A 23,566-nucleotide genomic window follows, 5' to 3' on the forward strand; every position below is an offset into this window, starting at 1 on the left:
CGGAGTAACCAACTGTCACAGAAAGCCACATGTCGCTTCCGGGTGGCCCGGGCCCGCGTTACCCTTCCAGTACCGCTGGGGGTGACATCTGTGCGTATAACACCCAAAACACCCGAAGCGCGCGTTCCTCGTCTGGTCGGCCTCATGGCCATGGACGCGCGCGAAACGGCCCGGGCCCGAGGGCTGTTCCTCAACGCGCCGGACCGCCCGGACTTCGCGCACACGGTGGTCGAGTACGTCGTACGCCAGTATCCGCAGCCCGGGGCCGAGGTGCCGCCGGACTCCGTGGTGTACGTGTGGTTCGACTTCGGTGAGGGCGAGGGCGGCGGGGGCGTGCGCGAGCCACGCATCCCGCGGCCGCCCACGGGCGGGATGCGACGCGAACTCGGCGAGACCGGCGACGCCTTCGAGATGATCAACCGGTGAGCGGCGGTCACCCGCCGGCGGGACTCAGCTCTCCTTGAAGCCCCGGTGCAGCGCGACCACACCGCCGGTGAGGTTGCGCCAGGCCACCTTCGACCAGCCCGCCTTGCGCAGCCGCTCGGCGAGGCCGGGCTGGTCGGGCCAGGCGCGGATGGACTCGGCGAGGTAGACGTAGGCGTCCGGGTTGGAGGAGACCGACCGGGCGACCGGCGGAAGCGCCCGCATCAGGTACTCGGTGTAGACCGTCCGGAAGGGCGCCCAGGTCGGGTGCGAGAACTCGCAGATCACCACGCGCCCCCCGGGCCGGGTCACCCGGTACATCTCGCGCAGCGCCGCGTCCGTGTCCTGCACGTTGCGCAGCCCGAAGGAGATCGTCACGGCGTCGAAGGTGTCGTCCTTGAACGGCAGCCTGGTCGCGTCGCCCGCCGTGAACGGCAGCCAGGTGTGCTTCCTCTTGCCGACCTGGAGCATCCCGAGGGAGAAGTCGCACGGGACGACGTAGGCGCCGGTGCGCGCGAAGGGGAGCGAGGAGGTCGCCGTGCCGGCCGCGAGGTCGAGGACCTTCTGCGCGGGACGCGCGTCGACCGCCTTCGCCACCTCCTTGCGCCAGCGCCGGTCCTGGCCGAGCGACAGCACATCGTTCGTCAGGTCGTACCGTTCCGCCACGTCGTCGAACATCGAGGCGACTTCGTGCGGCTGCTTGTTCAGAGAGGCGCGGGTCACCCGCCCATTGTTGCAGCACGCCCTCCCGGGATCAGTCGCGGCTTCTTCCCGGCGGCCACGTCCTCCACCCAGCCGCACGCCGGCACGGCCACGGCGATCAGGACCCAGCCGACCCCGAACATGAACCACTGGCTGTCGAGCGGCAGGTACCGCTCGAAGGCGGGCACGTCCCAGAAGCGGTCGATCAGCGGGACCGCCAGGATCAGCGCGATCTCGTGCCAGAGGTAGATCGTCACCGCGCGCGCGTTGAAGACCGTGACCGTCCGGTCCAGGCGCCTGAACCGGGTGAGCGGGGCGAAGTCGATCCGGAAGCGCGCCTTCGCCCACATCAGCGGAGTCACGAACCCGGCCGACCAGAAGGCCTGCGCGAGCGGGTTCTCGTCGAGGTCGTACGTGCCGGACTCCGCCCGGTGCGCGAGGGCGTACCAGCCGCCGTAGCCGAGGGCGGCGAGCGCGAGGACGCCGACCAGGGCCGGCCGCATCCGCTGGAGCACGCCGTCGCGGTGGGCGAAGCCGAGGATCCAGCAGAAGAGGTAGGTCGCCAGGTCCCACAGGGCGCTGCCGAAGCGGTTGTCCGGGACCGCCCGGACGGAGTTCAGCACCAGGACGGGGGCGAGGGACAGCAGCAGTACGGGGACGGGAGCCTTGCGGAAGATCCACAGCAGGGCCGGGGACAGCAGGACGAACCAGAGGTACGTGCGCAGGTACCAGAGGATCTCCCAGGCCTGCTCGCCCCAGGCGTTGCCCGGGGGATCGCCGAGCGGCACGACCCAGTAGACGATCTGCCAGCCGGGCATCCAGCCGTGGACCAGCATCGCGAGGACGACGAAGACGCCCCAGAACCAGAAGGGGGGCAGCAGGCGTCTGAGGCGGCTGCGCAGCACCGTGCGGGCGGGCCGTCGCAGGGACTTCGCCATGAGGGTGCCGGCCAGGGCGAACATGATGCCCATCGAGGGGAAGGCCATGCCGCACCAGGGCCAGCCGAAGGTGTGGTAGGTGACGACCCGGATCAGGGCAAGGGCCCTGAGAGTGTCGAAGTAGCGGTCCCTCGACGGTGCCAGTGCCGCTGTCCGCGGCGGCCGGCCGGTACCCGGCGTCGCGGGCACCGCACCGGCCGTTCTGCTGTGCGCTCCCACCTCAGCTCACCCCCGCCGGGGTTCCGACCTCGCCGGTGCGCTTCAGCTTCTGCCAGCGGAGGCGGCCGCCGGTGAGGGCGGTGACGCAGGAGTGGATGAGGACGAGGTACATCATCTGGCGGTAGGCCAGTTGCTGCAGGGGCATCATCAGCAGGTAGCGGTACTTCTCGCGGTCGAGGCGGAACGCGTAGGCGGCGCAGACCAGTTGGATGCCGAGGACCGCCAGCCAGGCGAGCAGGGCGGCTCGGAAGGCGACAAAGACCATCGAGTAGACGGTGAAGACGTCGATGAGCGGGGCGAAGACGGGCGTGACGATCTGGAAGATCACCACCAGCGGCATGCCGACCCGCCCGAAGCGCCCCGAGGGGCCCCTGTCCGTCAGGGATCCTCGGTGCTTCCACAGGGCCTGCATGGTGCCGTACGACCAGCGGTAGCGCTGGGACCAGAGTTGCCTGAGCGATCCGGGCGCCTCCGTCCAGGCCCGGGCGTGCTCCTGGTAGACGACGCGCCAGCCGGCCCGGTGCATGGCGATGGTGATGTCGGTGTCCTCGGCGAGGGTGTCCTCGCTCATCCCGCCGGCCCCCAGCACGGCGTCCCCGCGGAACGCGCCGATGGCGCCGGGGATCGTCGGCATGCAGCGCAGCAGGTCGTACATGCGCCGGTCGAGGTTGAAGCCCATCACGTACTCGATGTGCTGCCAGGCGCCGATGACCGTGTTCCGGTTGCCCACCTTGGCGTTGCCGGCGACCGCGCCGACCCCGGGATCGGCGAACGGCTGGACCAGTCGCCGCACGGTGTCGGGCTCGAAGACGGTGTCTCCGTCCATCATCACGACGATGGGGTGCCGGGCGCTGCGGACACCGTTGTTCAGTGCCGCCGGTTTGCCCGCGTTCTCCTGGCGGATGACCCGGACGTTCGTCATGCCGAGCGAGTCGGCCGCGGCGCGCGCGATCTGGGACGTGCCGTCGGTCGAGCCGTCGTCGACCACGATGATCTCGATGGGGTGGGTGCTCCTCGCCAGTGACGCCAGGGTGTTGGCGATGCACTCCTTCTCGTTGTACGCGGGAACGATCACGCTCACCGGTTCGGTGACCGGCGGCCCCCAGCCGAACCCGCGTCTGTTGCGCTGTCTGTAGTGGCGCCGGGCGAGCAGCAGCATCATGCCGAAGCGGCCCATGACGGCCACGCCCACGACGACCAGCCCGGCCGAGAGCGCGGGCACCGTCCACTCGGCGACCGCGACGGCCGCGACGAGGGCCTTGCCCTCGTAGAGGGGCGTGCCGGTGGCGGTGCGGTGGGCAGCCTGGAGACCGGCGGCGGAGGCGTCGTCCTGCCGCACCGGAGCGGTGCCGGTGCCGGGCTGGGCGCCGGCCGCGCGCTGCTTCGCCAGGACCCCGCTGATGGTGGTGAAGGTGTAGCCCTTCGCCTTCATCCTCTCGATGTACGTGGGGAGAGCCGCGATCGTCTGCGAACGCTCGCCGCCCGCGTCGTGGAAGAGCACGGAGGCGCCCTTGGTGCCCTTGGGCGTCGCCCACTTCACGATGTCGGACACGCCCGGCTTCTTCCAGTCGTCGCTGTCGGTGTCGACGAACACGCTGGTGTAGCCGTCCCGGCCGAGCTTCTTGTAGACCGGCCAGCTGTAGTCGTCGATGGCGTCCGTCTCGGAGGAGTACGGCGCGCGGAACAGGGTCGTGGTGATGCCCGCCGCGCCGGCCAGGGCGAGCTGCGTCTGCTCCATCTCCCGCCGGACGCGCGAGGCGCTCTGGTACGACAGGTCGACGTGCGTGAAGGTGTGGACGCCGACCTCGTTGCCCTGCTGGACCATCGTCCGCACGATGTCCGGGTAGCGCGACACCATGGAGCCGACCAGGAAGAACGTGCCCGGCACGTCGTAGTGGCGCAGGATTTTCAGGACCTGCGGGGTCCAGGTCGGGTTCGGGCCGTCGTCGAAGGTGAGCGCGATGGTCCTGGACGGGACCGAGACCGTGGTGGCCTGTCCGCCGCGGAAGGTGAGGATCGGGCCGCCGTCGAGGACGCTGTCGGGGACGTCGCCGGAGCCGGCGCCGGTGCGCACCCGCTGGTCGCCGCCGACCTCGGCGCGCAGATAGCCGTCGAGCAGCATCACGCAGGTCAGGGCGAGCAGGAGCAGCAGGGCGAGGATGACGCGCGGGCGCTGGAGCGCCGCGGCCCTGCCGGCCGCCCGCTCGATGCGGGTGGGCGCGCGCCGGCGTCCGCGGGAGGGGGTTCGGGTCGTCATGACTGCCGCCCGCGCCCGCTCAGTTCGCGTCCGCGTCGGCGGACACGGACGCGGAAGCGGAAGCGGACGAGGTGGTGGCGCCCGGGGGCGGTGCCGACGGGGTGCCGCTCGGGAGGACCGCCTGGCGGCCGACACCGCCCTGCGGGCGGACGCCGCCGGGCGCCCGGTCGCCCTGGGCGGAGCCGAAGGGGATCAGCGAGGACGGGTTGAGGGAGGTGCCCCAGCCCATGAAGGCGGCGCCGAGCACGCCCGTGTACGCGAGGCAGACGACGCCGACGAGCGTTCCGATCCGGCGCAGCACCTTGGACCGGCGTCCGGTGGAATCGACGAACACGGGTCCCTCGGCGGACCCGTTGCCATGTTTGCGGCGGCGACCACGCCCGGTGGCGCGACTTTCGACGGCGGGTTCGGATTGCATTCCTCGGATATTAGGGAGGCTTTATATGACCCTTTCTCGGGAATTCTTGTGAGCCGCCCATGAAACCGCCCCCAGCCTGTCGGTTTCCTGAGGAACCCAAGGAGCCTATTTTTACCCCTTCGGACAAAAGGTGCCCACCAAGCGGGCAATCAACGCATAAAGCCCTGCGGAGTCGAACGGGAACGTGTGAGAGATTTCCCCTGGGAAACAGGAATCCGTTTCCGCCCTGAGACGGAGATCACGAGAGCGGGTGCGTATGCGATGAGGCGTTTCCGGAAACGCATGACTGGGTTCACCTGCCTGTTTGCACTCGCTGCCACAGGCTGCTCCGGGCACTCCGGGAGCACGTCGTACACCCCCGCCTACGCCCCCGCGTACGCCCCCTACGTCAGCGCCACGGCGAGCTCCGCCACCGACTCCGCCGGTTCCCCGGCGACATACAACCTCGCCTTCGTGATCTCCGGTGACGACGACTGCGTCCCGGAGTGGAACGGCACCGAGGCGGTCGGCGCCGCCTCGGTGAAGTCCCGGATCGCCGGGCTGAAGCAGGACGGCGCCACGGTCCGGGTGTCCTTCGGCGGGGCCTCGGGCAAGGAACTGGCCGCCACCTGCGACAGCGCCGCCGCCCTGGCCACCGCCTACGCGAAGGCGCTGGACGCGGCCGGCGCCACCCGGGCCGACTTCGACATCGAGGGCGACGAGCCGGCCGACTCCGCTTCGGTGGACCTGCGTTCACGGGCGATAGCCCGGCTGCAGCGCGAACGGCCGGACCTGAAGGTCTCGTTCACCCTTCCGGTCATGCCCTCGGGACTGGACGCGGACGGCCTCGCCCTGCTGGAGTCCGCGAACAGCCACGACGTCCAGGTCTCCACCGTCAACCTCATGACGATGAACTACGGCGAGTCGTACGCCGGTGACATGGGCGACTACGCCCTCACCTCCGCCAGGGCCGCGCACGCCCAGCTGAAGAAGGTGTTCGGGCTGTCCGACGCGGGCGCCTGGCGGGGCATGGCGCTCACCTCGATGATCGGCGTCAACGACGTGGCCGGGGAGACGTTCACGCTCTCCGACGCGGCCCAGGTGCGGGCGTTCGCCGAGAAGAAGGAGATCGCCTGGGTGTCGATGTGGTCCACCTTCCGCGACCGGCGGTGCGAGGAGGGTTCCGCCACGGACGACGCGGCGACCGACTGCAGCGGGGTGAACCAGGGTTCAGGAGCGTTCGGGAGGCGCTTCTCCGGTTGAGACCGGTCAGCGGCCGCGGTACACCAGCCGCCCGCCGATCACGGTCGCCACGCAGGTCCCGGCGCCGCGCCGGACCAGTTCGGCGCGGTCCGCGACGTCGAACACGGCGAACCGGGCGGGGCCGCCCGGCACCGGCCCCGGCAGCAGGATCAGCGGGGTCGGGGACAGCGCCGCCGGGCCCGGGAGCCGGTCCGGCCGCTGTCCCACCGCGAGTCCGGCCCTGCGCACCGCGTCCACCGCGGCCCGCGACCGCAGCTCCCCGGCCACCGCCACCGTGCCGTGCGCCAGCATCCGCTGCACCCCGCGCCGCGCGCTCGCACCGAGTCGTGCGGGGTCGGCGCGGAAGATCTCCCGCGCCCGCGCTCCGGCGATGGGCTCGGTGCCGAGCACATCGGCCTCGCGCGGGTCGGGGTGGTAGGTGGCCTCCAGCAGCTCCGGGCCGTACGGGTTCAGCAGCCCCGGGGTGAGGATGCCGGGCCAGCGCCGGACCCTCGCCCGGGGTTCGGCGGCGGCCAGTTCCTCGTACGGGCCGACGGCGGCGATGGACGCCCCGTCGACCAGGACAGCCGTCTCCGGGGACCGTTCGGCGAGGTGGAGTGTCAGCACGGCAGGGTCAGTTGGACGCCAGCAGCTTCAGTTCCGGGTGTGCCGTGCCGCCGTCGATCGCCGTGGAGGAGATGTGGGAGACCACGCGGTCGTCGACCGGGTCGTTCGCCGGGTCGTCGTGCACGACGAGGTGCTCGTACGTCGTGGCGCGCTGGGCCGGGACGCGGCCCGCCTTGCGGATGAGGTCGATGATCTCGAGCCGGTTGGAGCGGTGCTTGGCGCCCGCCGAGGAGACCACGTTCTCCTCCAGCATGATCGAGCCGAGGTCGTCCGCGCCGTAGTGCAGGGAGAGCTGGCCGACCTCCTTGCCGGTGGTCAGCCACGAACCCTGGATGTGCCGGACGTTGTCCAGGAAGAGCCGCGCGATGGCGATCATCCGCAGGTACTCGAAGAGAGTGGCCTGGGTGCGGCCCTTCAGGTGGTTGTTCTCGGGCTGGTAGGTGTACGGGATGAAGGCGCGGAAGCCGCCCGTGCGGTCCTGCACGTCGCGGATCATGCGCAGGTGCTCGATGCGCTCGGCGTTGGTCTCGCCCGTGCCCATGAGCATGGTGGACGTCGACTCCACGCCCAGTCCGTGCGCGATCTCCATGATCTCCAGCCAGCGCTCGCCGCTCTCCTTCAGCGGGGCGATGGCCTTGCGCGGCCGCTCGGGCAGGAGTTCGGCGCCGGCGCCCGCGAAGGAGTCCAGGCCCGCCTCGTGGATCCGGGTGATGGCCTCCTCCACCGGGACCCCGCTGATCCGGGCCATGTGCTCGACCTCCGAGGCGCCCAGCGAGTGGATCACGAGCTGGGGGAAGGCGTCCTTGATGGCCTTGAAGTGCTTCTCGTAGTACTCGACGCCGTAGTCCGGGTGGTGGCCGCCCTGGAACATGATCTGGGTGCCGCCCAGCTCCACGGTCTCCGCGCAGCGGCGCAGGATGTCGTCGAGGTCGCGGGTCCAGCCCTTGTCGGTGTCCTTGGGAGCCGCGTAGAACGCGCAGAACCTGCACGCCGTGACGCACACGTTCGTGTAGTTGATGTTGCGCTCGATGATGTACGTGGCGATGTGCTCGATGCCCGCGTACTCGCGGCGGCGTACGGCGTCGGCGGCGGCGCCCAGCGCGTGCAGCGGGGCGTCGCGGTAGAGGACGAGCGCCTCTTCGGGGGTGATCCGCCCACCGGCGGCGGCACGGTCGAGGACGGACTGGAGGTCGGTCTTCTCGGACACCGGGGTCCCTTTCGTCAGGGCTTGTGGGCGGACCGGACCAGCCTACGCCAGCACCTTCGGCCGTCCGCTGTCAGGCCGCGTAGGCGCCGATCAGCAGTCCGGTGAAGGCGCCGGCGATGAGGAACGGCCCGAAGGGGACTGCCGTCTTGCGGCCCGCCCGCCGGGCGACGACGAGCGCTCCGCCGTAGAGCGCTCCGAACAGGAAGCCGGCGAAGGTGCCGAGCAGCAGGGTCGGCCAGCCGTACCAGCCGAGCACGGCGCCCATGCCGAGCGCGAGCTTCACGTCGCCGAAGCCCATGCCGGACGGGTTGATCAGGAACAGCGCCAGGTAGCCGCCGCCGAGCGCGAGCGCGCCGTACAGCGCGGTGAGCCAGTCACCGGCGTGTTCCGGCAACAGGGCGGCGAGGGCGAGCAGGCCGGGCCCGGCCGCCGCGAGCGGCAGGGTCAGCGGGTCGGGCAGCCGCCGCACCCGTACGTCCACGGCGGCCAGCAGCACCCACACGGGCGCGAGCAGCAGCCAGACACCCAGCTCGGGGCGGGTGCCGGTGGCGACGGCGAGGGCGGCGCAGACCAGGGCGGTGACGACGGCGAGGAGCGCGGCGGACGGCGCGTACGGCGCCAGCGCCGCTTCCTGTTCCCGGGCCTTCGCCCCGGCCCGCACGGCCCTTCGTTCCCGCATGGCCCTTTGTTCCCGCACCGCCTCCTGGGCGCACCGCCCGCACCGCGTCCGCCCGATCCAGCCGCGGATCGGGTGGCCCCGCCCGCACCGCTCCCGCCAGGGCTCGCCGGCCGGGACCGCGAAGCGGTAGGCGGCCCTGGGCAGCAGCGCCCCGGCCACCGCGCCCCACAGCGCGGCGGCGAGGACCAGCGCCTCCGTGCTCACCCCTGCGGCACTCATCTGCCCCTCCCCTTCCGGCGCGTGACCCCGTGCACCTCAGTCGGCCTTCGACATCCGGGCCACCGGATCGCCCTCGGCCGCGCTCTGCGAGGTGTAACGAAGGTCGTCGCCGACCGGCGTCAGCTCCACGGGATGCGGCGCCGGGTCGCAGCCGGCGTGGTTGGACTTCGCGCCGGTCGAGGTCGCCACGATCCGGGACGGCGTCACCTGCTTCAGGGTGAGGATGTCGACGCAGACTCCGCCGAGCTGGTCGGTCTGCCGCAGCCGGCCCAGTTCCTTGCCTACGGCCGCCTCGTGCACGGTGAGCCGGAAGGTGCCCATGGGCAGGCTGCCGCCCAGTCCGCTGGCCTGGCCCTCCCAGGTGCCGAGGTAGCGGGCCGGGATCGCGCCCCGCGTTCCGCCGCTCGCGTCGGGTGCCCCGGTGGCCGAGTGGGAGCCCCGCGGTGCGCTGCCCGCCGTGTCGTGGTCGCCGCCGGCCCACGGCCGGAGCAGCGCCCCGAGCCCCACCGCCGCGGCGGCCGCCGCTGCGGCCACGGCCAGCGCGACGGTGCAGCTCACCCGCCGTCCGCGTCCCTTCCCATCCGGTGTCGACGTCGCCGCCACGCTCACGGTGACCCTGCCGGGAGCCGGTCGCTCGTCGCGCGGCCCGGATCCGGTGGACGGCTCCCCGCCCCCGGAGCCCGGCCGCGCGACGGGAGTTGCCGGGGAGGTGTACGGAGCCTCGGACGGCGGAGCCGGGACACCGGGCGGCGGGGGCGGGGTCATCGACGGGGCCGGCCCGAACACGCCCGCGACGGGGGCCGGGCGACCCCCGGACGGCGCCTGTCCGGGCTGCGCCGTCCGGTCCGTCCCCCGCGTGCGGTGCGCGGCGTCCGAAGTCCCGGCCACCGAGGGGCTGCTGAAGCCCACCGGGCCGGACGGGGCGGTCTCGGCCGTCTCCAGGTTGAGCAGGCTCACCGCGCTCCGGCTGACCCGTTCCACCAGCGCGCCGGGCAGCCAGCCGCCGGCGACCAGGCGGGCGGTGCCCTCGGGGGCGAGCCGGCGGGCCAGTTCCGCGGGGGCCGGGCGGGCCGCCGGGTCCTTCGCCAGACAGGCGGCCGCCGCCTCGCGCAACTCGCCCGTCAGACCGTTGAGTTCGGGTTCCTCGTGGACGACCTTGTACAGCAGGGCGGCCGAGGAGTCGCCCGGGAACGGGGGTTCACCGGTCGCCGCGTAGGCCAGCACCGCGCCGAGGGAGAAGACGTCGGCCGCTCCGGTGACGCCCTTGCCGAGGATCTGCTCGGGGGACATGTAGCCGGGCGAGCCGACGGAGACGCCGGTCGAGGTCAGGGACGCCGTACCGTCCGTGGCGCGGGCGATGCCGAAGTCGATGAGCAGCGGGCCGTCCAGGGTCAGCAGCACGTTGGACGGCTTCACGTCCCGGTGCACCAGGCCCAGTTCGTGGACGGCGGTGAGCGCCTCGGCGAGGCCCGCGCCCAGGGCCCGTACGGTCCGCGCGGGCAGCGGACCGCCGTCCGTGACGGCCGCGGCGAGGGAGGGGCCCGCCGCGTAGGCGGTGGCGACCCAGGGCACGGCGGCCTCCGGGTCCGCGTCCAGGACGGGCGCGGTCCAGGCACCGCCGACCCGGCGGGCGGCCTCGACCTCCCGCCGGAAGCGGGCCCGGAACTCCTCGTCCAGCGCGAAGTGCGGGTGCACGATCTTCACAGCGACCGTGCGGCCGCCCGCGCTGCGGCCCAGATAGACCCGGCCCATGCCGCCGGAACCGAGCCGGCCGAGCAGCCGGTAGGGCCCGACGGCGGCCGGTTCGTCGGCTCCGAGCGGCTGCATGGCGTGCACCTCTCCCCCGTAACGCCTCTCCCCCGGGCGCCTCACTGCCCGCAGCGTAGTGCCGCGGCGATTACGGCTGAAGCAGATCCACCTTCACGTCCGCCGGGAATCCGGTCGTCGGGCCGACCCGGCGGGCGAACTCGGCGACCGCCTTCAGCTGCGGTCCGCCGAAGCTGAAGTCCAGGGTGGTGAAGTACTGCTCCAGGGTGGCCTCGTCGAAGGACTCCCAGCGGGCGGCCTGTTCGGCGACCTTGCCGACCTCCTCCAGCGAGAGGTTGCGGGAGGCGAGGAAGGCCTCGTGCACCTTGCGGGTGATGAACGGCTCGCGCTGGGCGTAGTCGCGGCGGGCCGCCCAGACCGCGAAGACGAACGGCAGCCCGGTCCACTCCTTCCACAGCGCGCCCAGGTCGTGCACCTCCAGGCCGAAGCGGGGGCCGTCGATCAGGTTGGCGCGCAGGGCGGCGTCGCCGATCAGGACGGCGGCGTCCGCCTCCTGCATCATCAGGCTGAGGTCGGGCGGACAGGTGTAGTAGTCCGGCTGGACGCCGAAGCGTTCCGCCAGCAGCAGCTGGGCCAGTCTGACCGACGTGCGCGAGGTCGAACCGAGGGCGACCCGGGCGCCGTCCAGCCGGTCGAGCGGGACCTGGGAGACGATCACGCAGGACATCACCGGGCCGTCGCAGCCGACGGCGATGTCCGGGAAGGCCACGAGGTCGTCCGCGTTGCGCAGGAACTCCACGAGGGTGACCGGCCCGATGTCGAGGTCGCCGCGCACGATCTGCTCGCTGAGCTTTTCCGGGGTGTCCTTCGTCAGCTCGAAATCGAGGAGCGTGCCGGTTCTCGCGAGCCCCCAGTAGAGGGGCAGGCAGTTCAGGAACTGGATGTGGCCGACGCGCGGCCGGGTGCGAGAATTGTCCACATCGCGAGACTAGACCCCTTGCGGTACGGTGCTGAGACCGGCCCCACCGTCAACCCACTCGAGTGGGCGTTCAAACATTCGGGTGAAGTGATCTTGACCTCTATTGCTTCCGGCTGCCTGCGTGCTAGGCTCGCCGCAAGTTGCAGTTTGGTTTCCCTTGCAGTACAGAGCCTGCGGAGCATGTGACCGCGGGCTCTCGTCGTTTTCAGACGAATGCAGTTGTGCAGCACCGTTTCGCACGTGCAGGTTCTGGAGCAGGGCAACCCTTTTGAGCCCAAGGAGGGCTTATGGCTACCGGAACCGTTAAGTGGTTCAACGCCGAAAAGGGCTTTGGCTTCATCGCCCAGGAGGGCGGCGGCCCCGACGTCTTCGTTCACTACTCCGCGATCAACGCGCAGGGCTTCCGCTCGCTCGAGGAGAACCAGCAGGTCTCCTTCGACGTGACGCAGGGCCCGAAGGGTCCGCAGGCGGAGAACGTCACCCCCGTCTGATCACTACCTGATCGCAGAACCTGAGTGCAGTACCCAAGGAGCCCCACGCCGTACGGCGACGGGGCTCCTGCCTTTTCCCGGCCGGCGCTTTCCTGAATTCCCGGCGAATTCCCGGCGCGTCCGCCCCTCGTCTGCGCCTCGCACCGGCCCCCTCGGGCGGGCGCCGAGGGGAACGGGTCGCGTGACCGGTATCGCGGGCCTGCCAGTGGTCACGGCTACATTCCCGTTCCTGGCCGGGGCCTACTGCCCGACCATCCACACCCCGGCCGACGAGCTGCCCGCCCTGCTGTCCGGGCTCCACCGGGTACTGGCCCCCGGCGGGCAGTTGCCGCTCGCCTTCCAGGCCGGGGAGCGGCCGCTCCGGATCGAGCGCCCCTGGGGTCATCCGGTGACTCCGGGCTTCCACCGGCGCCGCCCCGAGGACATGACGCGGCTGCTCCGGGAAGCGGGATCCGCCCTCACCTCGCGCACGGTGCGCGAACCGGAGGAGCGCCTCGGTGAATCGGTGTCGCGGGCCTACCTCCTCGCCCGGAAGTCCGCCCAGGTCACTACGCATGTTCGAGGGTGACTCGGGGGCCCCGTGAGCGGTTGAAACCGGGAGTACCGGGAGCGCGACCTGTGCCGGTAACCGGCGGGGACGGCATGGGGATCGGCTCCCCCCAGCATCGGTTGCGGCGCCGGGGAGAGAGACCGGCGACCAGGTCCCGATCCGTATACCCAGGGGGAGTCACGACATGCGCACCATCGCACTGCGTACGAAGACGGTTCTGGCCGCGCTCACCGGCGCCGGTGTCCTCGCACTCGGTACCGCCGCGGCCGTTCCGGCGACCGGTGTGCAGGACGCCCTGGTGCACGTCGCCGCCGGCTTCACGGGCCACCAGGCGGACGCCCCGGCCCTGGCCAACGGACACGGCCCCGGCTTCACCCAGGGCTGACCCCCACCGCGCCCCGCGGCGCACACCCCATCAGCGAACGGCACCGGCCGGGCCCCACCCCACCGGTGCCGTTTCACATGAACGGCCCCCGCGGGGGCCACTGTCCGGCCACCGGTCCTACCGGCCGGGTCCGGGTGGCCGGCCGGGTCCGGGTGGCCGGCCGGGTCCGGGTGGCCGGCGGACCGCGAGCCACCGGCGGGTCCCGATACCTACCGGCCGGCCACCGCGGGGTCCATCGGTACCGCGGAGCCGATCGGCCGCCCCGTGACCGCCGGCGAACCGCGGGGCCGGCCGGCCGCGTGGGGGCCACCGGGCAGCCGCGGGGTCTGCCGGGGGCCGGGGCATCGGTTCGGCCACGGGCACCCGGTCGGCCGCGGGCCCGCTGTCCGGCCATGTGGCCGTGTGCGGCCACGGCTACAGCCGGCGGCCCTCCCGGGTCACGCCCATCGCGTCGTAGAGGTCTTCCGCCGCCTGCTGGTGGGTGCGGGCCGCCGGGTCGTCGCCCAGTTCGTGGGCGGCTTCCGCGAGGCCGAGCAGGGCGCGGGCCATCTCGATGCGGTAGCCGAGGCGGGACGCCAGCTCGTAGGCGTGGCGGTGCAGTTCCATCGCCCGCTCGGGCGCGCCGCGCCGCAGGTGAACCAGTGCGACGACGTTGACCACGGACGCCTGCCGCAGCGCCGTGCCCTCGGCGGAGACCAGTTCCAGGGCCCGCTCGGCGTGTTCGGCGGCCGAGCGCACCTCGCCGAGCCGCTGGCAGACCTGCGCCCAGTGGGCCAGCACGACGGCCACGTTGGCGGGCTTGCGGGACTCGTCGCACAGTTCGAGGGCCTGTGCGAGACAGGCGCGGGCCCGCTCGTCCTCGTCGGTGCCCAGGTGGGCCAGGGCCAGCCAGGTGAGCGAGGCGATCTCGTTGCTGCGGTCGCCGAGGCTGCGGTTCAGCTCGGTGGCCCGGGCCGCGTACCGGGCGCCCTCGGCGTAGTGGCCCGACCAGGTCTCCACCGTGCTGAGGTTGTCCAGGGCCTGCGCCTCCATCCGGGCCGAGCCCAGCTCCTGGTGCAGGGCGATGCCCTGGACGAGGTAGGTGCGGGCCTCGTCGAAGTTGCCGAGCGCCCCGTGCAGCAGGCCGAGGACGTCGATGCACATCGCCTCGCCCCGCCGGTCGTCGGCGGAGGCCAGCTCCAGGGCCTCCTGGGCGGTGGTGATGCCGTCCTGGAAGTCGCCGAGCCACCAGTGGCCCACGGCCAGGTTGCCCAGGCTGATGCTGAGCAGCGCCGGGTCGTCGAGCTGCCGGCAGGCGCCGACGCCGATGCGGCCGACCACCCGGAACTCCTCGTAGTCACCGCGCAGATCGAGGTAGAAGAGCAGGTTGCGGGCGAGCAGCGCCGCATAGCGGTGCAGCCCCCGGGTGCCCGCCTGGGTGGCGACCGCGAGCAGTGCGTCGTACTCGCGGTCGAACCAGCGCAGCGCCCCCTCGTCACCGTCCAGCCGGGGCAGCTCGGGGCCGCCGGAGGCGGGCGGGTCGCCGTAGCGGCTGCGGCCGGGGAAAAGCGTCTCGCAGGCCACGTCGGTGGCGAGCGTGTAGTACGACACCAGCCGCTCGACCGCGGCCTCCTCGTCGTCCTCGGCCTCCCGCACGCTCATCGCGTAGGTGCGCACCAGGTCGTGGAAGCCGTACAGCCCCGCCTCGTGCTGCTCCAGCAGATGGGCATCGAGCAGCAGTTCGAGGGCGTCCTCGGCGTCATGGACGCCGGTGCCGAGCAGCGCGGCGGCGGAGTGGACGTCGATGGTGCTCCCCGGATGCAGCCCGAGCAGCCGGAACGCGACGCGCTGGTCCTCCTCCATCGCCTGGTACGACAGCCTGAGCGTGGCCTCGACGCTGCGTTCCCCGGCGCTCAGCTCGCGCAGCCGCCGGGTCTCGTCGGCGAGCCGGTCGACCAGGTACCGGACGGTCCAGCGGGGCCGGTTGCGCAGCCGGGCGGTGGTGATGCGCAGGGCGAGGGGCAGACCGCCGCACAGGTCGGCCAGCAGGGCGACGGCGTCGGGTTCGGCGGCGGTGCGCTCGTCGCCGAGCATCCGGTTGAGCAGCGTGGTGCTGTCGTCGGCGGAGAGCTGCCCGAGGGAGAGCCACTCGGCGGCGTCGAGATCGAGCATGCGCACCCGGCCGGTGAGGATCGCCAGGGAGTCCTCGGAGGCAGGCAGCAGTGGCCGGATCTGTGCGGCGTCGGCGGCGTTGTCCAGCAGGAGCAGCAGCTTCCGCTGCGCGGAAACGCTTCGCCACAGGGCGGTGCGTCTCTCCAGGTCGTCGGGAATGCGGTCGTCCGGTACGCCGAGGGTGCGCAGCAGCGAGTGCAGCACGGCGCCCGGCTCCTGGGCCTTCTCGCCGGGGCTGAATCCGCGCAGGTCGACGAAGAGCTGACCGTCCGGGTAATCGGCGGCGAGCTGGTGGGCGGCGTGCACCGCGAGCGCGGTCTTGCCGCTGCCGCCCATGCCGTCCACGCCGACGATCCGGGTGCGCTCGGCGGCCGACGCCCGGCCCGCCTTCAGCAACCGGGCCAGTTCCGCGTCCCGGCCGGTGAAGTCCGGCAGGTCGTAGGGCAGGGTGCAGGGCGCCGGCTCGGACCCGGACGGCTGGGCCGGCGGTGCGGGCACGAGCAGGGCGGCGCGGTCGGCCACCGACTGGGGCACCCGGGGGGCCACTTCGGGGCTGTCGCGCAGGATGGCCTCGTACAGCCGGGTCAGTTCGGCGCCCGGGTCGATGCCCAGTTCCTCCACCAGGAGTTCGCGCATCCGGCCGAACTCCTCCAGCGCCTCCGCCTGCCGGCCGGCCCGGTACAGGGCGAGCATCAGGCGTCCGCGCAGCGTCTCCCGGAGCGGGTGCGCGGTGACCAGCTCGCGCAGCGGCCCGACGAGGTCACCGGACTCGCCGAGTTCGAGCTGCAGCTCGAAGTACTGCTCGGCGACCGCCATGTGCCGTTCCTCGAGGGCGGCGGAGGCCGCGGAGATCACCGGGCCGCCCGCGCCCGCCATGACCGGGCCGCGCCACAGGTCCAGGCAGGCCCGTAGATGACCGACCGCCTCGGCGGGCCGTCCGGCGGCCACCGCCTGCCGCGCCTCGCGCGCGCGCCGGCCGAACTCGTGCAGGTCCAGTTGCTCCTCTTCGAGCACGGCCCGGTACCCGGCGCCGTCGGTGACGATCAGCGAGGAGCCGCCGGGGATGCGGGTGCGCAGCGCGGCGACGGCCTTGCGGATCTGGTGGCCGGCGGTCTGCGGCGGCTCGTCCTCCCAGGCGGCGGTCACCAGCCGGGGCATGGGCACCATGCGTCCCGGCTCCAGTAACAGCGTGACCAGCACCCTTTCCTGGGTGGGGCTGCCGAGTCTCAGCCGCCGGTCGCCGTGCCACCCTTCCAGCGAACCGAGGATGTTGAAGCGCACGAGAGGCAGACCGGATGCCGCCGACTCCACGTAACCCGTCCCCCCACCCCGTCGTACTGCTCAGCCCCCGCATGTTCGGGACAATCCTAGGTTGTACCCCGAACCTGTCACGTCGGAAGACGACTTCACGTTACAAGGGTTATCCCTTGGTCTGCGCCAAAAGCCAGACCATCTTCAGGCGAGCTGCGGGATAACGGTCCGCGTATCGCCGGCCAACGCCGGGTCGTGGCACAGGATGGCGCTCTCCACATGGCGCAGGGCGGGCGACGGCTGGATGCCGAGTTCATCGTCCAGGTGGCGGCGCATGCGGCGGAAGACGTCGAGGGCGTCGGCCTGCCGTCCCGAGCAGTACAGGGCGATCATGAGCTGCTCGCAGAACCGCTCCCGCAGCGGGTGGTTGGTGTGCGCCTCGGTCAGCTCGGCGAGGACCGCCGCGTGCCGGCCGAGCCGCAGCTCGGCGTCGAAGCGCAGTTCCATGGCGCGCATCCGGTACTCGTCGTAGCGGGCGCCCGCCAGCTGGCACAGGGTTCCGCAGGCGAACCCGCCGAAGACCGGGCCGCGCCACAGCGCGAGCGCGTCGCCGAGCAGCCGGGCGGTGTACGCCGGGTCGCCCCCGCGGGACGACTCGGCGTGCCGTACGGCCCGGACGAACTCGGCGGCGTCCAGTTCGCCGTCCCCCACGACGAGCCGGTAGCCCGAGGGGTGGATGGTCACCCTGGAACCCGCCCGGCCCGGCTCCAGGCCGCGCAGCTTGCGGCGCAGCCGGCTGACGTGCGCCTGCAGGGCGTTGGCCTGGTTGTCGGGTACCGCGTCCCCCCACATCTCCTCGACCAGGCTCTCCCCGGAAACCGGCTGGCCCTCGCTGATCAGCAGAGTCTGCACCAGGGTGCGCTGCAGGTCGCCGGAGATCTCCGCGGGGCCGGACACGGTACGGATCTGCAGGGCCCCGAGGATCGAGAACTTCAGCATCCTGACTCCGCCTCCCGTTGATGTCGCTGGCGTCGTCGTCCTTCTTCCGGCGACGTATCAACAGTGCGCGGCGCGGCTACCGGATCGTTACCGGTCCGTTCCCGGCCGGGTGTCGTCACCGACGACCAGCGCCCGTAGTGAGGCCACCCGCCGGGCCGCCACATCGGGCGAGTCGGCGCCGACGACGAGGTGGCCGGGGTGCGGCGCCGCGGGCGGTGAGACGTAGCGGACGTGCGGCAGGCCGCCCACCTCCGCCTCCGCCAGCCGCCACGGCGGGCTGATCAGCGCGGCGGCGGCGAAGCGGTTGGGCCGCACCGTGTCGACCAGTCGCCCGGCCAGCACCTCCACCGCCCCGGCCGCCAGGTCCAGCCCGCCGGCCGCCTTGACCAGTTCCGGCACCGGGTCGTCGCCGAGACCCGCCCGGCAGCCGGTGATCACCGGGCCGCGCGAGGTGAGGGCGACGCTGGAGTGGGCCGGACCGAACTGGTATCCGGTCAGGTCCAGCAGTGCGGTGACCACCGCGCGTACCTCGGCGGCGGTGTCGGCCGTGAGGGGCGCGGGGTGGAGCAGGCCGTAGGGCGTGCGGGCGACGATCGCGACGGCCTGGTGCATGCCGTGCACGCTCAGCGTCTCCACGGTCAGCCGCAGGTCGCCGGGGGCCACCTCGGTGCCGCCGGGCGAGAGCCGGTTGTCGCGGACGAGGCGCTGCACGGCGGCCGGGTCGGACAGCATGACGAGGGCACGGGCCGGGTTGACGCACAGCCCGGCCTCGGCGGCCTCGGCGAGGGGTTCGCGCAGTGCGGCCTCGTCCGTGGCGTCGGCTCGTATGGAGCGCACTTGGACTCCCGCGCGCGCGGCCTGGCGGACGAGGCGCTGGTCCGGGTTCAGCAGGAAGATCCGGCGTACGTCGTTGTGTTCTTTCATGCCTCTGCTCGGGGGGACGGAGTAGGCGGGGGTGGAAAGGCAGGCTACGAGCGGCCGATACCGATCCGGTCCCGGCCGGTTCCCGAGGTGGTGCGAGTGCCCGGAACGTGTACTTCTGAGGGGGGTTGACGAACCGTGGGCACCACAGGACCCGCCTTGTACGCTACCGGTACCCGGGCACTTGCCGGGGGCGGTTTCCCGGCAAGGACAGAGCAGCCGGTCAGCGCCCTGTCCGGCCGTTTCCCCGCTTCTCGCGCCGAACGCGTCAGCGTGCGTAGAGGCCTTCGACCTCCCCGGCGAAGTCCTGCGTGATCCGTTCCCTGCGCAGCTTCATCGAGGGGGTCAGCTGGCCCGCCTCCTCGGTGAAGTCCACGGGCAGCACGGCGAACCTGCGGATCGACTCGGGGCGGGACACCAGCTTGTTGGCCTCGTCCAGGGCACGCTGCAGCACGGCTTCCAGCTCGGCGTCACCGACCAGGAGTTCCGGCGGCACCGGATGCCTGCCGTTCATCTGGCGCCAGTGGGTGATGCCGTCGGGGTCGAGGGTGATGAGCGCGGCGACGTACGGCCGGCCGTCGCCGACGAGCATGACCTGCGAGATCAGCGGGTGCTGGCGCAGCCAGTTCTCCAGCGGCGCCGGGGCCACCGACTTGCCGCCGGCCGTGATCAGCAGTTCCTTCTTGCGGCCGGTGATGGTCAGGTAGCCCTCGTCGTCCAGCTCGCCTATGTCGCCGGTGGGCAGCCAGCCGTCCCGGGTGGCGGGAACGACTCCGCCGGCCTGCGGATCCCAGTAGCCGCGCAGCACATGGTCACCGGCGAGCAGGATCTCCCCGTCCGCCGCGATCCGCACCCGGGTGCCGGGCAGCGGCCAGCCGACCGTGCCCAGCCGGGGCTTGAGCGGCGGGGTGACCGTGGAGGCGCCGGCGGTCTCGGTCAGGCCGTACCCCTCGAAGACCTCGATCCCGGCGCCGGCGTAGAACGCGGCCAGACGGCGGCCGAGCGGTGAGCCGCCGCAGATGACGTACTTGACCCGGCCGCCCATGGCGTTGCGGATGCGCCGGTAGACGAGCGGGTCGTAGAAGGAACGGGTCGTGCGCAGCGCCCGGTTGGGGCCGCTTCCGGTGCCGGTCTGCCGGGCCTCGAGCGCCTCGCCGTACCGCACGGCCACCGTGGTCGCCCGGTCGAAGGCGGCGGCCCGGCCGCCCTCCTCCGCCTTGGCCCGCGCGGAGTTGAAGATCTTCTCCAGCATGTACGGGATGGTCAGCAGGCAGGTCGGCCGGAAGGCGGCGAGGTCGGGCAGCAGGTCCTCGGCCTTCAGGCTCGGCGCGTGCCCGAGCCGGACCCGGGCGCGTACGCAGGCGATCGCCACCATCCGCCCGAAGACGTGGGACATCGGCAGGAACAGCAGGACCGACGCCTCCTCGGCCGAGCCGGTCCGGAAGACCGGGTGGAGGAGCTGGACGGCGTTGTCGACCTCGGCGAAGAAGTTTCCGTGCGAGAGGGCGCAGCCCTTGGGCCGGCCGGTGGTGCCGGAGGTGTAGATGAGCGTGGCGAGGGTGTCGGGGCTCAGCATGCCGCGCCGTACGGCCACTTCGCCGTCCGGCACCTCGGCGCCCAGCTCCGCGAGCCGGTCCACGTGGCCCTGCTCCATCACCCACAGGTGCCCGAGGTCCGGCAGCCGTTCCAGTTCGGGGCCCATCGCGGCGGCCTGGGCGCCGGTCTCGGTGATCAGGGCGACCGCACCGGAGTCGTGCAGGATCCAGCGGGTCTGGAAGACGGAGGACGTGGGGTAGACCGGGACCGTGACCAGGCCGGCCGCCCAGGCGGCGAAGTCGAGCAGCGTCCACTCGTACCGGGTGCGGGCCATCACGGCGATCCGGTCGCCCGGCGTCAGCCCCGACGCGATCAGGCCCTTGGCCACCGCGAGCACCTGCGCGGCGAACTGCGCCGCCGTCACGTCCGTCCAGCGGCCGCCGTCCGTCCTGCGGCTGAGCACGACGGCGCCGGGGTCGGCCTCGGCGTTCTCGAACGGCAGTTCCGCGAGCGAGCCGTGCCGCACCGGCGGCGCGAACGGCGGGACGTACGCCTCCCGTACGGCACCGTCCAGCCTCCGGGTCTCGGGTTCCACCAGGACCGGCAGGCCGTCGTAGTCGGTGGCCTGGACGGGGGCGCCGGAGGAGACAGGGGGGCTCGGGTACGGGGTGGACACGGGGCGGCTCCTCGGGCGTGCAGCGGAGAACTGCTTGCTGCCTGACGTACGTGCCTCGGGCGGCGAGGCGTTCACCGGCGGCTGTCCCGCGGTAAGGGGTTACCGGCGGTCAGGCTCGTGATCGTACGGCTCGGCTGTGGGGGGCTTGTGCGGGTTCCGGGATGGTCCGGGAACGGGGGTGTGCATCCTCGGAGATCATGTGAGAGACGTTCATGTTCCCTGGCTCACACTCGCCCCCCACCCCATCGACCGGTGATCTCAGGGGCGTTCCAGGATCGCCGTCACGCCCTGGCCGCCCGCCGCGCAGACCGAGATCAGTCCCCTGCCGGGACCGCCCCGCTCCGCGAGCAGCTTCGCCAGGGTGGCGACGATCCTCGCCCCGGTCGCCGCGAACGGATGCCCGGTGGCCAGCGACGACCCGGCCACGTTCAGCCGGGCCCGGTCCACCGCGGGCAGCCCCCGCTCCTCCCAGGCGGCGAGCGTGGCCAGCACCTGGGAGGCGAAGGCCTCGTGGACCTCGATCAGGTCGAAGTCGTCCAGGCCGAGACCGGTGCGCTCCAGCAGGCGCGGCACCGCGTACGCCGGGGCCATCAGCAGGCCGTCCTCGCCGCCCGCCACGTCACCGTGCGCGAAGTCGACGGCGGCCGTCTCGTACGCGGCGAGGAAGGCGAGGGGCTGGAAACCGCGCGCCTCGGCCCACTCCTCGCTCGCCAGCAGGACGAGCGCCGCGCCGTCGGTGAGCGGGGTCGAGTTGCCGGCGGTCATGGTGGGCCCGGGGCCGCTCAGGCCGAACACCGGCTTCAGAGCGGCGAGTTTCTCCGGGGTGGAGCCCGGACGCAGGTTCTGGTCGCGGTCCAGGCCGCGGAAGGGGACGACCAGGTCGTCGAAGAAGCCCCGGTCGTACGACGCCGCCAGCCGCCGGTGACTGGTGGCGGCCAGTTCGTCCTGCGCCTCCCGGGTGATGCCGAAGGCGCGTGCGGTCACCGCCGCGTGTTCGCCCATCGAGAGCCCGGTGCGCGGCTCGGCGTTGCGCGGGATGTCGGGGACCAGGTGTCCCGGGCGGATCCCGGCGAGGGCTTTCAGCCGGGCGCCCGCGGTCCTCGCCCGGCGGGCCTCCAGCAGGATGCGGCGCAGCCGGTCGTTGACGCCGAGGGGCGCGTCGCTCGCGGTGTCGGCGCCGCCCGCGACCGCCGACTCGGTCTGGCCGAGGGCGATCTTGTTGGCGGCGGCGATGACGGCCTGGAGTCCGGTGCCGCAGGCCTGCTGGATGTCGTAGGCGGGGGTGCGCGGGTCCAGCCGGGAGCCGAGCACGGTCTCGCGGGCCAGGTTGAAGTCCCGGCTGTGCTTGAGGACGGCGCCGGCCACGAACTCGCCCACGGCGCCCGGCCGGTCGAGGCCGTACCGCTCGGCCAGCCCGTCGAGGGCCGCGGTGAGCATCCGCTGGTTGGAGGCGGTGGCGTAGGGGCCGTCGGAGCGGGCGAAGGGCAGGCGGGTGCCGCCGATCACCGCGACGCGTCGCGCCCGGGGCTGTTCGGACGGGGTTGCGGGGGGACTCATCTCGACCTGCTCCTCAGCCGTGACGTAGGCTTACCTCCGGTAACCTTACTCCAGAGTAAGCAATTCTGACCGAGTCCCACGGGAGTTGGACATGGCCGACCGCTACCTGAGCTTCACCGGCACGGCACCGGGCCGCTTCCTCGCCCGGCGCCTGGGTCTGCCCCAGCCGGCCGAGCTGCGCCGCTGGTCGGCCGAACACCCGTCGCTGGACGGCCCGTTGCTGCATCTGGCGGCCGGGGACTCCAGCCTCGACCCGGCCCCCGTCCTCGCCCGCACCGGCCTCACCGCCGGTGACCGGGACCCGGCCGCCGTCGTCCTGGACGCCACCGGCGTACGGGACGTCGGGGCGCTCGCCGAGGTGCACGCGGCCCTGCATCCCGTCGTACGGTCCGTCGCGCCGAGCGGCCGGGTCCTGGTCCTCGGCGCCCCGCTCGACCCCGCCGACCACCACCAGGCCGCCGCCCAGCAGGCGCTGGAGGGTCTCACCCGCTCGCTCGGCAAGGAGATCGGCCGGGGCAGGACCGTCAACCTGGTCCGGCTGACCGACGCTGCCGCCGCCGAGTCGACCCTGCGCTTCCTGCTCTCGCCCAAGTCGGCCTACGTCAGCGGCCAGGTGGTCGAGGTCGGCGCCGGGCCGGCCACCGCCCCGGCCGACTGGGCGAAGCCGCTCGCCGGGCGGACCGCGCTGGTCACCGGTGCCGCGCGCGGGATCGGCGAGGCCGTCGCCGGGACGCTGGCCCGGGACGGCGCCCATGTCGTCGTGCTCGACGTGCCCGCCGCCGAGGCGGACGCCCGCCGGGTCGCCGAGCGGCTCGGCGGCACCGCCCTCACCCTCGACATCACCGCCGACGACGCGGGCGAGCGCATCGCCGACGCCCTCCCCGGCGGACTGGACGCCCTGATCCACAACGCGGGCATCACCCGGGACCGCCGGCTGGTCAACATGCCTGCGGACCGCTGGAGTTCGGTGCTGGAGGTGAACCTGGCCGGCGTGCTGCGGATCACCGACGCCCTGCTCGCCAAGGGCGCGCTGCGCTCCGGCGGCCGGATCGTGGCCACCGCCTCCATCGCCGGGCTCGCGGGCAACGCCGGGCAGACCAACTACGGCGCGAGCAAGGCGGGTGTCGTGGGCCTCGTGCGGTCCCTCGCGCCGCGCGCGCGGGCGGAGCACGGGGTGACCGTGAACGCGGTCGCGCCCGGGTTCGTCGAGACCCGGATGACGGCCGCGATCCCGCTGTTCATCCGGGAGGCCGGCCGCCGGATGAACTCCCTCGCGCAAGGGGGCCTGCCGGCCGACGTCGCCGAGACCACCGCCTGGCTCGCCCACCCGTCCTCCGGCGCGGTCAACGGCCAGGTCGTCCGCGTGTGCGGCCAGAGCCTGCTGGGAGCCTGA

20 protein-coding genes are annotated in these 23,566 nt (G+C 72.8%); 6 read left to right on the forward strand and 14 right to left on the reverse strand.

Annotated features, from left to right (window positions below; all coding sequences use genetic code 11):
- Positions 1–90 precede the first annotated feature (90 nt).
- A complete protein-coding gene (locus tag ABZ478_RS23760) occupies positions 91–426 on the forward strand; it encodes a PASTA domain-containing protein (RefSeq protein WP_359552505.1) in 336 nt (111 codons plus the stop codon).
- 24 nt (positions 427–450) lie between these two features.
- Here the strand turns inward: ABZ478_RS23760 and ABZ478_RS23765 are convergent, their stop codons facing one another.
- The 4 genes from ABZ478_RS23765 to ABZ478_RS23780 are packed head-to-tail and all read right to left on the reverse strand — an operon-like array spanning position 451 to position 4,957.
- Positions 451–1,146 carry a demethylmenaquinone methyltransferase gene (locus ABZ478_RS23765; RefSeq protein ID WP_199211538.1) on the reverse strand — a complete coding sequence of 232 codons (696 nt, stop codon included), beginning with the start codon at positions 1,144–1,146 and terminating at the stop codon, positions 451–453.
- Positions 1,143–2,252: an acyltransferase gene (locus tag ABZ478_RS23770; RefSeq protein WP_359552506.1), complete on the reverse strand. Its 1,110-nt coding sequence runs from the start codon at positions 2,250–2,252 to the stop codon at positions 1,143–1,145. The genes ABZ478_RS23765 and ABZ478_RS23770 overlap by 4 nt, the downstream gene beginning before the upstream one ends.
- A gap of 31 nt (positions 2,253–2,283) precedes the next feature.
- Complete coding sequence (locus ABZ478_RS23775; protein WP_359552508.1) at positions 2,284–4,539, reverse strand: glycosyltransferase; 2,256 nt, start codon at positions 4,537–4,539, stop codon at positions 2,284–2,286.
- A gap of 19 nt (positions 4,540–4,558) precedes the next feature.
- Positions 4,559–4,957, reverse strand: coding sequence for a hypothetical protein (locus ABZ478_RS23780; RefSeq protein WP_359552510.1), 399 nt, complete (start codon positions 4,955–4,957; stop codon positions 4,559–4,561).
- A 261-nt stretch (positions 4,958–5,218) separates the two neighbouring features.
- Here ABZ478_RS23780 and ABZ478_RS23785 point away from each other — a divergent pair, with 261 nt between their 5' ends.
- Complete coding sequence (locus tag ABZ478_RS23785; protein WP_359552512.1) at positions 5,219–6,199, forward strand: chitinase; 981 nt, start codon at positions 5,219–5,221, stop codon at positions 6,197–6,199.
- 6 nt (positions 6,200–6,205) lie between these two features.
- On the opposite strand, the gene ABZ478_RS23790 is transcribed toward ABZ478_RS23785, so the two are convergent.
- The 5 genes from ABZ478_RS23790 to ABZ478_RS23810 form a co-directional block, all read right to left on the reverse strand.
- Entirely contained in the window at positions 6,206–6,805 is a 600-nt protein-coding gene (locus ABZ478_RS23790) for a hypothetical protein (protein WP_359552514.1), read from the reverse strand.
- Between the two features lie 7 nt (positions 6,806–6,812).
- Entirely contained in the window at positions 6,813–8,012 is a 1,200-nt protein-coding gene (gene mqnC, locus ABZ478_RS23795; RefSeq protein ID WP_359552516.1) for a cyclic dehypoxanthinyl futalosine synthase, read from the reverse strand.
- 70 nt (positions 8,013–8,082) lie between these two features.
- On the reverse strand, positions 8,083–8,910 hold the full coding sequence (locus ABZ478_RS23800; protein ID WP_359552518.1) for an A24 family peptidase: 828 nt from the start codon (positions 8,908–8,910) through the stop codon (positions 8,083–8,085).
- Between the two features lie 36 nt (positions 8,911–8,946).
- Positions 8,947–10,737 (reverse strand): serine/threonine-protein kinase, encoded by a 1,791-nt coding sequence (locus tag ABZ478_RS23805; protein ID WP_359552519.1) that lies wholly within the window; start codon positions 10,735–10,737, stop codon positions 8,947–8,949.
- A gap of 70 nt (positions 10,738–10,807) precedes the next feature.
- Entirely contained in the window at positions 10,808–11,656 is an 849-nt protein-coding gene (locus ABZ478_RS23810; protein WP_359552521.1) for a menaquinone biosynthesis protein, read from the reverse strand.
- A 287-nt stretch (positions 11,657–11,943) separates the two neighbouring features.
- On the opposite strand from ABZ478_RS23810, the gene ABZ478_RS23815 reads away from it, so the two are divergent.
- From ABZ478_RS23815 to ABZ478_RS23825, 3 genes are all read left to right on the forward strand, one after another.
- The gene (locus ABZ478_RS23815) at positions 11,944–12,147 is read left to right on the forward strand and encodes a cold-shock protein (protein WP_003974443.1); all 204 of its coding nucleotides are present in this window, start codon (positions 11,944–11,946) and stop codon (positions 12,145–12,147) included.
- Between the two features lie 181 nt (positions 12,148–12,328).
- Positions 12,329–12,715: a hypothetical protein gene (locus tag ABZ478_RS23820; protein WP_359552523.1), complete on the forward strand. Its 387-nt coding sequence runs from the start codon at positions 12,329–12,331 to the stop codon at positions 12,713–12,715.
- Between the two features lie 166 nt (positions 12,716–12,881).
- Positions 12,882–13,082, forward strand: a complete 201-nt coding sequence (locus tag ABZ478_RS23825) for a hypothetical protein (protein ID WP_359552525.1) — start codon at positions 12,882–12,884, stop codon at positions 13,080–13,082.
- A 414-nt stretch (positions 13,083–13,496) separates the two neighbouring features.
- On the opposite strand, the gene ABZ478_RS23830 is transcribed toward ABZ478_RS23825, so the two are convergent.
- The 5 genes from ABZ478_RS23830 to ABZ478_RS23850 form a co-directional block, all read right to left on the reverse strand.
- The gene (locus ABZ478_RS23830; RefSeq protein WP_359552527.1) at positions 13,497–16,544 is read right to left on the reverse strand and encodes a BTAD domain-containing putative transcriptional regulator; all 3,048 of its coding nucleotides are present in this window, start codon (positions 16,542–16,544) and stop codon (positions 13,497–13,499) included.
- A 144-nt stretch (positions 16,545–16,688) separates the two neighbouring features.
- Positions 16,689–17,483, reverse strand: coding sequence for an AfsR/SARP family transcriptional regulator (locus ABZ478_RS23835; protein WP_359552529.1), 795 nt, complete (start codon positions 17,481–17,483; stop codon positions 16,689–16,691).
- 87 nt (positions 17,484–17,570) lie between these two features.
- Positions 17,571–18,407, reverse strand: a complete 837-nt coding sequence (locus ABZ478_RS23840) for a hypothetical protein (protein ID WP_359552531.1) — start codon at positions 18,405–18,407, stop codon at positions 17,571–17,573.
- A 265-nt stretch (positions 18,408–18,672) separates the two neighbouring features.
- Positions 18,673–20,616, reverse strand: coding sequence for an AMP-dependent synthetase/ligase (locus tag ABZ478_RS23845; RefSeq protein WP_359552533.1), 1,944 nt, complete (start codon positions 20,614–20,616; stop codon positions 18,673–18,675).
- Positions 20,617–20,874: 258 nt separating this feature from the next.
- Positions 20,875–22,173, reverse strand: a complete 1,299-nt coding sequence (locus tag ABZ478_RS23850) for an acetyl-CoA C-acetyltransferase (protein WP_359552535.1) — start codon at positions 22,171–22,173, stop codon at positions 20,875–20,877.
- 91 nt (positions 22,174–22,264) lie between these two features.
- On the opposite strand from ABZ478_RS23850, the gene ABZ478_RS23855 reads away from it, so the two are divergent.
- On the forward strand, positions 22,265–23,566 hold the full coding sequence (locus ABZ478_RS23855; RefSeq protein ID WP_359552537.1) for a 3-oxoacyl-ACP reductase: 1,302 nt from the start codon (positions 22,265–22,267) through the stop codon (positions 23,564–23,566).

Source organism: Streptomyces sp. NPDC005706 (assembly GCF_040631045.1).
Classification (GTDB): Bacteria; Actinomycetota; Actinomycetes; order Streptomycetales; family Streptomycetaceae; genus Streptomyces.